Annotated in this window: 11 protein-coding genes and 1 pseudogene; 7 read left to right on the top strand and 5 right to left on the bottom strand. The window is 65.2% G+C overall.

The window, feature by feature from the left end:
- Positions 1 to 147 precede the first annotated feature (147 nt).
- Positions 148 to 714, top strand: a complete 567-nt coding sequence (locus BG842_RS18515) for a J domain-containing protein (protein ID WP_069451936.1) — start codon at positions 148 to 150, stop codon at positions 712 to 714.
- Between the two features lie 28 nt (positions 715 to 742).
- On the opposite strand, the pseudogene BG842_RS18520 reads toward BG842_RS18515, so the two are convergent.
- Positions 743 to 1524, bottom strand: a pseudogene (locus BG842_RS18520) (MarR family transcriptional regulator).
- A 211-nt stretch (positions 1525 to 1735) separates the two neighbouring features.
- Between BG842_RS18520 and artA the strand changes: the two are divergent.
- The gene (gene artA, locus BG842_RS18525) at positions 1736 to 2674 is read left to right on the top strand and encodes an archaeosortase A (RefSeq protein ID WP_394327491.1); all 939 of its coding nucleotides are present in this window, start codon (positions 1736 to 1738) and stop codon (positions 2672 to 2674) included.
- Positions 2661 to 3347: a metallophosphoesterase gene (locus BG842_RS18530; protein WP_069451937.1), complete on the top strand. Its 687-nt coding sequence runs from the start codon at positions 2661 to 2663 to the stop codon at positions 3345 to 3347. The genes artA and BG842_RS18530 overlap by 14 nt, the downstream gene beginning before the upstream one ends.
- Positions 3348 to 3407: 60 nt before the next feature.
- Here the strand turns inward: BG842_RS18530 and BG842_RS18535 are convergent, their stop codons facing one another.
- Both BG842_RS18535 and BG842_RS18540 read right to left on the bottom strand, forming a co-directional pair.
- Positions 3408 to 4667, bottom strand: a complete 1260-nt coding sequence (locus tag BG842_RS18535) for an NAD(P)/FAD-dependent oxidoreductase (RefSeq protein ID WP_069451938.1) — start codon at positions 4665 to 4667, stop codon at positions 3408 to 3410.
- A gap of 69 nt (positions 4668 to 4736) precedes the next feature.
- A complete protein-coding gene (locus BG842_RS18540) occupies positions 4737 to 5312 on the bottom strand; it encodes an NUDIX domain-containing protein (protein ID WP_254663298.1) in 576 nt (191 codons plus the stop codon).
- Positions 5313 to 5389: 77 nt separating this feature from the next.
- Between BG842_RS18540 and BG842_RS18545 the strand changes: the two genes are divergently transcribed.
- Entirely contained in the window at positions 5390 to 6583 is a 1194-nt protein-coding gene (locus BG842_RS18545) for a threonine synthase (protein WP_069451939.1), read from the top strand.
- A 145-nt stretch (positions 6584 to 6728) separates the two neighbouring features.
- Here the strand turns inward: BG842_RS18545 and BG842_RS18550 are convergent, their stop codons facing one another.
- Together BG842_RS18550 and ribH are read right to left on the bottom strand one after the other, a co-directional pair.
- Entirely contained in the window at positions 6729 to 7913 is a 1185-nt protein-coding gene (locus BG842_RS18550) for a pyridoxal phosphate-dependent aminotransferase (RefSeq protein ID WP_069451940.1), read from the bottom strand.
- Positions 7913 to 8317, bottom strand: a complete 405-nt coding sequence (gene ribH, locus BG842_RS18555; RefSeq protein WP_007978272.1) for a 6,7-dimethyl-8-ribityllumazine synthase — start codon at positions 8315 to 8317, stop codon at positions 7913 to 7915. The genes BG842_RS18550 and ribH overlap by 1 nt, the downstream gene beginning before the upstream one ends.
- A gap of 81 nt (positions 8318 to 8398) precedes the next feature.
- On the opposite strand from ribH, the gene BG842_RS18560 reads away from it, so the two are divergent.
- The 3 genes from BG842_RS18560 to purE all read left to right on the top strand — a co-directional run bounded on the left by BG842_RS18560 (position 8399) and on the right by purE (position 12021).
- Positions 8399 to 10150, top strand: a complete 1752-nt coding sequence (locus BG842_RS18560; RefSeq protein ID WP_069451941.1) for a flippase activity-associated protein Agl23 — start codon at positions 8399 to 8401, stop codon at positions 10148 to 10150.
- Positions 10151 to 10237: 87 nt separating this feature from the next.
- A complete protein-coding gene (locus tag BG842_RS18565; RefSeq protein WP_069451942.1) occupies positions 10238 to 11404 on the top strand; it encodes a 5-(carboxyamino)imidazole ribonucleotide synthase in 1167 nt (388 codons plus the stop codon).
- Positions 11401 to 12021: a 5-(carboxyamino)imidazole ribonucleotide mutase gene (gene purE / locus BG842_RS18570; protein ID WP_007978279.1), complete on the top strand. Its 621-nt coding sequence runs from the start codon at positions 11401 to 11403 to the stop codon at positions 12019 to 12021. The genes BG842_RS18565 and purE overlap by 4 nt, the downstream gene beginning before the upstream one ends.
- Positions 12022 to 12050 lie beyond the last annotated feature (29 nt).

Raw genomic sequence — 12050 nt, forward strand, 5'->3', positions numbered from 1 at the left:
TCGCAATGTGCTGTCCTCGTCCGGTTATTGGTCTATCGGTGCGAACACCGTTCGACCGGGGATGTCTCCGTTTCTTCCCTCCGAACGCGTCACCGAGCGTCTCGTTTGGCGAGGATTTGATTACCGTTCGAGTCCTACACGCATAGCATGCCAGACTGGCTGGTCCTCGGCTTGTGGCTCACGCTAGCGGCCGCTGTCGTCATCGCCGGAATCTTCGTCGTCGGCGTTCGGCTGTTTCCGACGCGCCAGTCCACGAACGCCACCTACATCTTCGGGGAGGGGCGGCGACGGATCGAAATCCGTCAGTATCTCCGCGCCATCGACGAGAACTTCGCCGAGGACCACTTCGTGGAGGGCCAACACGTCGCGTTTTACCTTCCCGAGCGGGACGTCGCCATCACCTTCGACGCGCGAGCCTTCTTCCGCATCGAGAAGTCGCCGACGTACGCCGTACTCGTCGAACACGAGATGCCGGGCCACCACCTCGGCGACCGACTTCCCTTCGAAACCCCGACCTTGGAACAGGAGGCGGACGTGGACACGAAACAGGCCGCGTTCGCCATCCTCGGCGTCCCGTCGGGTGCGACGCTCTCGGAGGTCAAATCGGCCTACCGGGAGAAGGTAAAGGACGTGCATCCCGACCACGGGGGCTCGCGCGAGGAGTTCCAACGGGTTCGGGAGGCGTACACGACCGCGAAAAACCACTGCACTTGATTACCCCGTCGCCCACCGGTTTTTCGTCTCAGTCCAGATTCGCCACTTCGTAGGCGACGCCGACGTCCCGGAGGGCGTCGGTGACGCGCCCCACGCTGTCGGCGGTGGCGACGATAACGACGTTCAAGCCGCGTTCGGCGGCCTCGGCAGCGACTTCGCCCGGAGCGAACGTCGTATCCGGTTCGATACCGGCGGATCGGAGGGCGACGACGGCTTCGACGCCGGTCGCGGCGAGCACCGGGGCGTTCTCACACGCGGCCGCGAGCGACTTTCCGTCCACCGTTCGACTGCCGCCGGAGCGAACCGGCGGCACCTGATACACCGTCACCCGTCCCGGTTCGAGGTCGATGATGCCTCGAACTCGGTGACGCCGACGTCCTCGCCCGCTTCGGCGTCCGTCGTGGCGATGCCCGTCGCGGGTCCCTCGTCGTTCGGCGTCGCGTGGAGCAGGCCATCTTCGAGCGAGAGCGAGACGGTCGTCCCCGCTTCGATATCGGTGCGCGCAATCGCCGCGTCCTCTCCGACGTTGCCGAGGATGTCGTCGGTCACGTGGTCCGCGAACCGACGAACGTCCGTCGCGGACTGGAGGAGCCAATCGACGCCCTCCTTCGTCACCCGATAGCGTGAGCGACCTTCCTTCTCCACGAGTCCGTCCTCCACGAGGCCGCGGGTGTACTCGCTGACGGCCTGACTCGTCACGCCGACGGCATCGGCGATCTCGCCTTGGCTCACCGCCGGTTGTCGGTCAGCGATTTCGGCGAGGATGCGAAACCGGGTTGCGGTTCGTTTGTCCTCCAACACGTCGGCCATACCCGAATCCTCGGGCGGGACGATAAAAATACCAGCGGTCGGCGAGTGAAAACCGCGTCCCGTGAGACGCACGAACGGTAATGGCGGAACCCTCCATTCGCCGACGGATGGCGGAACCGTCCACTCGCCGACGTTCCGGTGGTATGTCCCGCGGACGGCGGATTCGGAGAGCGTCAACTCTATATTTTCTGAGAACAACGGACGAATCGTGATTGGAGTCGTCCCCGCCGCCCTCCCCGGCCCGCTCCCGTGGCTGACAACGACCTTTCCCGACTACCTCGTTTGGGTCGTCATCGCCGCCTTCGTCGCCACCGCCGCGCTCGAACGATACGACCGCGAGCTGGCGCGGACCGTCGGCGCGGGCGCGTGGGTGCTGTTCGGGCTGTTCTGGGGCGTCCTCTTTCCCCGTTTCGCGTTCGAGATGCGGAGTTTCATCGAGGGGACCCTCAGCCTCGTCGCGGTTCCCCTGTGCGTCTACGCGGGCTATCAGCTCTACTCGGGACGGGATTCGCTGTTCGTCCTGTCCCGCGGCGTCGCCGCGATGGGACTCATCTACGTCCCCTTCCTGACGGTCGAACCGCTCCGCGAGTGGCTCGTCGAACTGGTGAGCGTCCAGACCAACGCCGTCATCCAACTGCTCGGATACGACCCCGCGTTCACGATTGCGAAGGAAAACGGCTACCACAGCGCCTTCATCTTCACCGACAGCACGGGCCACGAGTACTACACCTATCTCGTCCTCGCCTGCACGGGTATCGGCAGCATGAGCATCTTCGGCGGCCTCATCGCCGCCGTCCGGGCACCCCTCCGACGAAAGCTCCGCGGATTCACGCTCGCCATCGTCATCATCTGGGTGTTGAACGTCGTCCGCAACGTCTTCATCGCGGTGGCGTTCGGCAACCAATGGTTCCAGTTCTTCGTCGGTCCCGTCACCACGATCACGGGTTACACCGACCCCCGGATGGTCTCGTTTTTCATCGCGGACAGGGTGCTCAGCCAACTGCTCGCCGTCGTCGCGCTCGTCTTCATCCTCTGGTTGGTCGTCCGCGACCTCCCGGAACTGCTGACGGTCATCGAGGACATCATCTACCTCGTCTCTGGACGGGAGTACGACCTTCACCGGAGCATCCGGGCCGATGGCGGCCGTTGAGTTCGCGGACCGAGCGGCCTACCTCGCGGACGCCGACGCGCTCGTCCTCGCCGACCTCCACATCGGCCGGGACTCGGCGTCGAACGTCTCGCTGCCGCTCGGCGAACGGACCGATTTGACGGCGCGATTCGACGCCCTCCTCGACCGATTTTCACCCGCCGAAGTCGTTCTCGCCGGAGACGTTCTCCACGCGTTCGACCGACTGCCGAACGGCGTCTCCGAGACGTTCGCGGACCTCGAAGCGCTCGCGGCGGACGCGGACGCGACCCTCGTCGCCGTGCGCGGAAACCACGATACGCGGCTGGGCGAACTTGCGTCCCCGCACGACGAGTACCGACTCGCGGACGACACACTGGTCTGTCACGGCCACGAGGAACCCGACGGGGAGGCACCGCGGTACGTCGTGGGACACGACCATCCGGCGATCGAAATCGAGGGAAAGCGCCGACCGTGCTACCTCTCGGGATCGGAAACGTACCGCGATTCGGACGTCCTCGTCCTCCCCGCGTTCACCCGCCTCGCCAGCGGAATGGTGGTAAACGACGTTCGCGGATCCGGTTTCCAGTCCCCGCTCGTCGCCGGCACGGACCCGCTCTGTCCCATCGTCCGCGACGAGGACGCCGACGAGACCTATCGCTTCCCGCCGCTCGGAGAGTTTCGGAAGCTGTTGTAGTCGATGGACGGCAGTAGCCTGTGGTCTGCTGTCGCCGCCGATACCTTCGCGGTGGCGCGTTCATCGCATATCGTCGTACACGGCCAGCGCGGCCTTTCGTCCGCTCTCCATCGCGGCGTTGAGCGACGACGCCTCCGTATAGTCCCCGGCGAGGTACATCGATTCGTCGCCGGTTCGGTTGCCGGGGAGACCGTCGAACACCCCCGGCGGCTGGGCGAACTGCGCGAACTCGATGCGGTCCGTGTGCAGGCGTTCGAGGTTCGGGAATCGCCGGTCAGGGAACCATCGCCGGAGCGTCTCCCGGACCGTCGCCGCGAGTTCGTCGTCCGATTCCGCGGGCGTCCCGAGGAACGTCGCGGAGAACAGCTCCCAATCGCCGGGCGCGAACTCGGGCGCGACGGCGGACAACGGCACGATTTCGTTCGGCGCGTCGTCCCCGACGTTGAGCACGATTCTGTTCCCGCCGGGGAGCGGTTCGTCGTGGGCGAAATACTGGGTGACACAGCCGCGTGCGTCGGTCGGAATCGACTCGACACCCGTCAGTTCGCGGGCGGATTTCGGGTCGGTGGCGACGATGGCCGCGTCGGCGGTGACGGTTTCTCCGCCGACCTCGACGCTCACCTCGTCGCCCGTCGATTCGACCGCCGACACTCCCTCTCCGAGGTGAATCGTCGCGCCAGCGAGCCGCGCCGACTCGGCCAATTGGTTCGAAATCGCACCCATTCCGTCGGCGGGAACGGCGATTTTACCCGTCGAGAGCATCTTGAACGTGAACTCGAACACCTTCTTCGAGGTCGCAAGGGACCTGTCGAGGGTGATGCCGCCGTAGAACGGCCCGGCGAAGTTCTCGCGGAAGGAGTCGGAAAAGCCCCTCGCGCGAAGGTACTCCTCTATGGACTGGTCTTCGCCCGAAAAAATCTCGCGGGTCGGCTTGTGGGCCAGCTCCCGTCGAAGTCGGAGGGTTCGGAGTTTGTCGCGGAAGCGGACCTCCCGGTTCGTCGCCGACCCGAACAGCGCGCCCGGGTCACGAATCGGGTCCGCTAGTACCGACCGACGACCGGGACGGGCGAGCACCGCGCCGGGGGCGAAATACCGCAAATCGAGGTCGCCGTAGTCGAGTTCCCGCCGCGCGGCGGGGTAGGCGGTAAAGAGCACCTGAAATCCCCGGTCGAGGACGAATCCGTTTTCGTATCGCGTCCGCACTCGACCGCCGACGTCCGGCTCGCGTTCGAACACCTGTACGTCGAGTCCTAACCGAGCGAGATGTCGGGCGGCGACGAGTCCCGCGAGGCCCGCCCCGGCGACGATGACAGTGGTCATGGAGGATGGTCGGTCGTCCGTAATAAACGTCTCTCGGCCGACCTAGTTAGGGAGCCGAACCGAGGGCCGCTACCGTGACGTCCGCAGCGATTCGATTTCCGCCGCGGTTGGTCGAATCGCCCCGCCGACCCGACGGGCGACGAATCCGGCCTGCAACACCGGCACGGGGACGCCGTTCCCGTAGTCGAACCGGAGCGTTTCGGTGAACAGCAGGTCGGTGACGTCGCACTCGATGCCGGTCTCCTCGCGGGTTTCCCGCTCGGCGGTTTCGGCGACCGACTCCTCAGTTTCACCCTGCTCGCGGTATCCACCGCTCGCTTTTTCCGAAGCGCGGAGCGCTTCGCCCTGCTCACGGTTTTCACCGTTCGCTTTCTTCGAGGTGCTACGCACCTCGCCTTTCCCTCCCGGCGGTTCCCACACCGACGAGTGGCCGGAGTCCTGTACCAACAAGACGCGTCCGTCCTCGACGACGAAACAGACCGCGACCCACGGGAAGAGTTCGTCCGGCGTCGCCGGGAAGTCGTACTCCGCGACGCCGATGACGGGACGAACCCGGTGTGGAACGTCGCCCCAGCGTTCCGATAGGGCTTCGCGGCGGGTTTCGACGCGGTCGACGAGCACGGACCGGACGGCTTCCGGTTTCATATCCGACAGTTGCGGTGCAGGGGCAAAAGGGACGGGGGATGAACAGGGCTTAGTGGTCCGCCTTCCCACCTTCGGGCATGGAGACGACGGACGCATTCATCGGACTGACGTGCGTGGACTGTGGCGAGACGTTCGACGCCGACGAGGGGACACACCGCTGTCCCGACTGCGGCGGCATCCTCGACCCGGACTACGACTACGACGAAATCGACGTGTCGCGTGCGGACCTCGAATCCCGCCCGTTCGAGACGATGTGGAAGTACGCGGAACTGCTGCCGTTCACCCGCGAGTCGGCGGTGACGATGGACGAAGGAGCCACGCCGCTCGTCGAGTGTCCGAACCTCGCCGAGGAGATGGGCGTCGGGCGCGTCCTGTTCAAGGACGAGGGACGCAACCCGACGGGGACGTTCAAGGACCGCGGCCAGACGATGGCCGTGACCGCGGCGGCCCAACACGGCGCGACGGACATCGCGCTCGCTTCGGCCGGAAACGCTGGGCAATCCGCCGCGGCGTACGCCGCCCGCGCCGACCTCGAATCGCACGTCTTCCTCCCGACGCGCGCCGGGTTCACGAACAAGGCGATGGTCAACGTCCACGGCGGCGACATGACAGTCGTCGAGGGGCGCATCGGCGACGCGGGAGCGGCCTACGCCGACGCGATGGAGGAGGAAGACGACTGGTACTCCGTCAAGACGTTCGTCACGCCCTACCGCCACGAGGGGAAGAAGACGATGTTCTACGAAATCGCCGAACAGATGGACTGGGAGGTCCCGGACGCCATCGTCTACCCGACCGGCGGCGGCGTCGGTCTCGTCGGAATGCACAAGGCCGCAACGGAGTTCCGCGACTTGGGACTGACCGACGACCTCCCGTCGATGTACGCCGCCCAAGCGACCGGGTGTGCGCCCATCGTGAAGGCGTGGGACGAAGGAAAGGACGTTCACGAGGCGTGGGAAACGCCGGACACCATCTGCGGCGGCATCGAGATTCCCGACCCCGGCGCGAGCCCGATGATTCTCGACGCGCTCCGCGAAAGCGACGGCGGCGCGGTGGCGACCAGCGACGAGGACATTCTCAATTCGGCGGTCGCGGTCGCACAGAAGGAGGGCCTGGAGATGGGCGCAACATGCGCCGCCGCCGCGAGCGGGGCGTGGGAACTCGCCCAGCAGGGTGAGTTCGGCGAGGACGACACCGTCGTCATCCTCAACACCGGCGAGGGCAACAAGGACGACGACGTGCTCCGCAGTCACCTGATGGGCATGGGAATCTGAGGCGGAACTCACATCGTCGTCATTTTCGACCGTAGACTTATATTAGAAGCCGGGGGCAGTACGGCCCGGATGTCGAACGAAATAGAAGAGAATGACCGCGTGATTCTTCGGACGGAAACGTTCCTCGAATCCTATTCCGACCCCTTCAGAGCAGGTCGCTCTCGACCAACCGCTCGACCGCTTCCTCGATTCGCTCCAAGTTCGCCGCGTAGGAGACGCGAGCGTAGCCGGGCGCGCCGAATGCGCTGCCCGGAACGGTAGCGACGTGCGCCTCCTCCAGCGCGTCCTCACACCACTGCTGGTCGTCCGCTCGCGGTTCATCACCGCTCGCATCCGAGGCGCGTTGCGCCTCGCCCACCGGTATCATCAGATAGAACGCACCGTCCGGCGTTCCGGCGTCTACGCCGTGCTGTTTCAACAGGGCGACGAGGCGGTCGCGGCGCTCGTGGAACGCCTCGACCATCTCGTTCACGTCGTCCTCGGTGTTCTGGAGGGCTTCGACGCCCGCGCGTTGGACGAAGTTCGTCGCCGACGAGACGGAGTGCGAGTGGAGTTTCGCCGCTTGCGAGACGAGTTCCTCCGGGGCGGCGAGGTAGCCGAGCCGCCAGCCGGTCATCGAGTAGGCCTTGGAGAAGCCGTTGACCGTAATGGTGCGCTCGTACATTCCGTCGAGCGTGGCGAGGCTGGTGCACTCCGCGCCGTAGGTGATCCGCTCGTAAATCTCGTCGCTGATGACCGTGATGTCGTGTTCGACCGCCAAGTCGCGGACGCCTTCCAGTGCGGCGTCGGAGTAGACTGCGCCGGTCGGGTTCGACGGCGAGTTGACGATGAGCAGTTCGGTGTCGTCCGAGACGGCCGCAGAGAGGTCGTCGAGAGCGGGTTCGAGTTTGAAGTCGTGCGGCGCGAGGTCCACGCGGTTCAGGTCGCCGCCCGCGAGTTTCACCATTGCCTCGTAGGACACCCACGCGGGGTCGAGGAGGACGACCTCGTCCCCGTCGTCCACGACCGTCTGTACCGTCTCGTAGAGCGCCTGCTTCGCGCCGGGCGTGACGATGACGTTATCCGCCTCGTACGGCAGACCGTCGTCCTGCAGTTTCGCCGCGATAGCCTCGCGGAGTTCGGGGACGCCCTTGGACGGCGGGTAGCCCGTGTGGCCCTCCTCCATCGCTGTTTCGGCGGCGTCAACGACGTTCGCCGGGGTCGGGAAGTCCGGTTCCCCGACGCTCAGGTCGATGACGTCTACGCCGTCGGCTTCCAGTTCCGACGCGAGGCTGCTGATAGCGAGCGTCGCGCTCGGTTCGACACGTTGAATCCTGTCGGAAAAGTCCATTATTGTAGTTCCTCCACTAAGTCGAGTGCACCTTCGACCGCCCGTGCACCGTAGTCGGTACGCTCTCGGGCCTCCGCCGCGGACATGCCGGGGCCGGTGATGCCGAGTGCGACCGGCGTGTCCCGGTTCAGGCTGACGTCGGTGAGTTTCTGCGTCGTTGCGGTCGTGATAACGTGGTCGTGGTCGGTGTCGCCGGTGATGACGGCACCGAGGACCGCAACCCCGTCGATGTCGTCCCGGCGGGCGAGTCGGTCCGCCGCGAGCGGCGAATCGTACGCGCCGGGGACGTGTAGCGTTTCGACGATTTCTGCGCCTCGCTCGGCGGCAGCCTCGCGCGCCGACTCCTCCATCTGCTCCGTTATCGGCGCGTTGAACTCCGCGACGACGAGTCCGAGCGTTACCATGTGTGGCGGGAAGCCAGCACGGCTAAAAGAACTACCGCTCTCCGCAAGGCTTGTATCCCCCCTGCGTCTTGAGGGAGAACAATGAGTTCGAGCGAACACCCGCTTTCCGGGTGGACGGCCCGAAATCGGGGTTTCGCTTCCATCTGTGCGGTCACGGTCGTCGCGCTGGTGCTCCGACTGTTCGCCCTCGGAGACCGGTTCGCCCATTGGGACGAAGCCCGCGTCGGCTACTGGATTCTCAGGTATCAGAAAACCGGCATCTGGCATTACCACGCCGACATCCACGGCCCGTTCTTCCCGCAAGTGAACAGCGTCCTCTTCGAACTGTTCGGCGCGAGCGACTTCATGGCGCGGTTGCCCGTCGCGCTCGTCACCGGCCTGCTCCCGCTCGCGGCGTGGCTGTATCGCAACCACCTCCGGGACTCCGAACTGGTCGCCTTCGCGCTCCTGCTCGCGGTCAATCCAGTCGCGCTCTACTACTCTCGGGTCATGCGGTACGACATGCTTCTCGCGGCGTTCATGGTGTTCGCGCTCGGCTTCTACCTCCGTGCGCAGGCGACGGGGAAGGCGAGGTACCTGTACGCCGGAACGCTGGCGTTGGCGCTCGGCTTCACGACGAAGGAAAACGCCCTGCTCTACGTCGCCTCGTGGCTCGGCGCGGCCGTCCTGTTGTTCGACCATCGGCTGTTTCTCGCACGCAATCACGACCGAGAATGGACGGGGACGTTCGTGGATACCGTCACCGAAACGGGGCGGGGCGTCCTCCGATTCGCCCCCCACCTCGCCCTGTGTGTGGTGGAGTTCTTCGTCGTCATCGTCTACTTCTACGCCCCGCGGACGAACGGCACCAGCGGTCCCGGACTGTGGAAAGCCGTCTCCAACCCGGGAATGCTGGGCGCGGTGATTTCGGAAGCGACGGTCGGGTCGTGGAACGAGTTCACCGGCCACTGGGTCAAGAGTCAGGGCCACGCCTACCTCCCGTATCTCGAGCACTTCATCGCCGTTCTCGAACAGGGCGCGTTCGTGGTGGTCGTCCTCGCGGTCCTCGGCTTCCTCGCGGCGCGGTACGTCGACGACCGTCCGCGCGACCTCGTTTCGTTCGCGTTCTACTGGGGCGCGGTGAGCGTCCTCGGCTACCCGCTCGTGACCGACATTCAGGCCGGGTGGGTGACTGTCCACGCCATCGTCCCGCTGATGATTCCCGCGGCGGTCGGCGCGAGCATCATCTACCACTGGGGTCGGGAGGCGTACGAGGACGACGACACGTTTTCGACCGCCGCCGCGGGCGTCATCGCGCTGTTCCTCGTCGTGCAGGTCGCGTTCCCGGCGATAACGGTTGTGTATCTCCACCCGCAGGACGCGAACGCGCCGGGACTGTTCGGCGGCCAACACCACAACGACATCGTGCAGTGGGGTCAACCCGCCGACGGAATCAAGCCGACGATGGAGCAGGTACAGCGCGTCTCGCAGGCGAACCGGGAAGGAACCGACGTGTTGTACTACGGCTATCTGAACGAGGACAGTTCGTACGTCTTCTACGTCCCGAACGAAGCGAACAACGACCTATGGCCGCCGTCCAACAGTTGGTACAACCGCCTCCCGCTCCCGTGGTACACCGAGATGGTGGACGCGAACGTGGACAGCACGCTGGACAACGAATCCCTCCAAACCCGCCAACCGCCGGTCGTCATCACGCGGACGTCGCGCAAAGAGGACGTCGAGAAGTACCTCGACGGCTATCGCGTCTACGACCACGAACTCACGCTCTGGGGTGCGCCGACGACGATTTACATCAAGGAAAGCGCGCTTCGGGAAGCGAACCGAGCCGCGTAATCCATCCGCGAGTCGATACACGTTCGTGCCCATTTATCGTCCGAGTTGGCAAATCTTATGCACCTACAGGGATAGCCTTCGGACGACATGGTTACGGCATCACCGCTCACCCTCGGCGTCGTCGGCGGCGGGCAACTCGGTCGGATGCTCGCGGAGGCGGCATCACCGCTCGGCGTCGAACTGGTCGTCCTCGACCCGACGCCGGATTGTCCCGCGTCGTTGGTCGCTCGGGACCAAATCGTCGGCGATTTCGACGACGAGGAGGCGATTCGAGAACTGGCGGAGCGAAGCGACGCGCTGACCTTCGAAATCGAACTCGCCGACCCAGACGTGCTCGAAGCGGTCGGCGAGGAGTACGACGTTCCGGTCCACCCCGACCCGGCCACGCTTCGAACCATTCAGGACAAACTCGTCCAGAAGCGCGCACTGCAGGACCGCGGAATTCCGGTCCCCGACTTCCGCCCCGTCGATTCCCGCGAGGATCTCCTCAAAGCGGGCGAGGAGTTCGGCTACCCGATGATGCTGAAAGCGCGGCGCGGCGGCTACGACGGGCGCGGCAACGTCCCCGTCGAGGACGAGGACGACGTGGACAACGCGCTCTCGCAAGTCTCGGGCGAGTTGATGGTCGAGGAGTTCGTCCCCTTCGAGCGCGAACTCTCGGTCATCGCCGTCAAGGGAGACGACGAGGTGGCGACGTTCCCCGTCGGGGAGAACGTCCACGAGGAGGAAATCCTTCGGCAGACGGTCGTTCCCGCGCGGACCTCCGACGAGGTTCGGGAACGCGCCGAGGAGGTCGCCCGCGAGGTGCTGTCCGCTTTGTCGGGGCGCGGAACGTACGGAATCGAGCTATTTGAAGGGGAAGACGGGGAGATTTCGGTCAACGAAATCGCACCCCGACCGCACAACTCCGGTCACTACACCATCGAAGGCGCGCTGACCTCGCAGTTCGAACAGCACGCTCGCGGCGTTCTCGGGTATCCGCTCGGCGCGACGGACCTCCGCAGTCCGGTCGTGAGTTCGAACATCCTCGGCGACGTCGACGAACCCGAAACCGCCGCCCTCTCCGGGGTCGAGGGAGTCCTCTCGACCGACGGCGCGGCGTTCCACTGGTACGGCAAACGCCAAGTCCGCCCGCTCCGGAAGATGGGACACGTCACGCTCGTCGGCGACGACCCCGATGCGGACGACGAATCGACCCTCACCGACCTGCTCGAAGAGGCGCGCGAACTCACCGACTCACTCACGTTCCAATGACCACCGCAGAATCAGTTACGACGCTCATCGAACAGTTCGAAGCCGAGGCGAACCGCGACCGACCAACGGAGGAGACGCCCGAAGTCGGCATCATCATGGGGAGCGACTCCGACTTGGACGTGATGTCGGGCGCCTACGACGCGCTCACCGAACTCGGTTTCGAGGAAGTGACGGACGTCGAGAACCCGCCCGAATCGCGGTTCACGTTCGAAACCTACGTCGTCTCGGCCCACCGAACCCCCGAGTTGATGTACAGTTACGCGAAGACGGCCGAAGCACGCGGATTGGACGTCATCATCGCCGGGGCGGGCGGGAAGTCCGCCGACCTCCCCAACATGACGGCCTCGCTCGCGTACCCGCTTCCCGTGGTCGGCGTTCCCGTCCAGGAAAAATCCGTCTCGTCGGTTATCGGCATGCCGACCGGCGCGCCCATCGTCGCGGTGGACGCGGGCAAATCGTTCAACGCGGCGCTTTCCGCGGTGCAAATCCTCGCGCGGGAACACGACGACCTTCGGAAACGACTGGTTACCTACCACGACGAGTTACAGATGGACGTCGGTGCGGTATCTCGCCGCCTGCACGAGGAGGGCACGCCGTCGTTCCGCGACGGCGAATAACGGGTATCTTTTCCGTATATACCATCGTT

Source organism: Haladaptatus sp. W1, from assembly GCF_001723155.1.
Lineage (GTDB): Archaea > Halobacteriota > Halobacteria > Halobacteriales > Haladaptataceae > Haladaptatus > Haladaptatus paucihalophilus.

Coding starts and splice junctions, on each gene's coding strand:
- BG842_RS18565 (WP_069451942.1), top strand. CDS start 10,238: ATGGTTACGGCATCACCGCTCACCCTCGGCGTCGTCGGCGGCGGGCAA.
- purE (WP_007978279.1), top strand. CDS start 11,401: ATGACCACCGCAGAATCAGTTACGACGCTCATCGAACAGTTCGAAGCC.
- BG842_RS18545 (WP_069451939.1), top strand. CDS start 5,390: ATGGAGACGACGGACGCATTCATCGGACTGACGTGCGTGGACTGTGGC.
- BG842_RS18550 (WP_069451940.1), bottom strand. CDS start 7,913: ATGGACTTTTCCGACAGGATTCAACGTGTCGAACCGAGCGCGACGCTC.
- BG842_RS18560 (WP_069451941.1), top strand. CDS start 8,399: ATGAGTTCGAGCGAACACCCGCTTTCCGGGTGGACGGCCCGAAATCGG.
- BG842_RS18530 (WP_069451937.1), top strand. CDS start 2,661: ATGGCGGCCGTTGAGTTCGCGGACCGAGCGGCCTACCTCGCGGACGCC.
- BG842_RS18540 (WP_254663298.1), bottom strand. CDS start 5,312: ATGAAACCGGAAGCCGTCCGGTCCGTGCTCGTCGACCGCGTCGAAACC.
- BG842_RS18515 (WP_069451936.1), top strand. CDS start 148: ATGCCAGACTGGCTGGTCCTCGGCTTGTGGCTCACGCTAGCGGCCGCT.
- BG842_RS18535 (WP_069451938.1), bottom strand. CDS start 4,667: ATGACCACTGTCATCGTCGCCGGGGCGGGCCTCGCGGGACTCGTCGCC.
- ribH (WP_007978272.1), bottom strand. CDS start 8,317: ATGGTAACGCTCGGACTCGTCGTCGCGGAGTTCAACGCGCCGATAACG.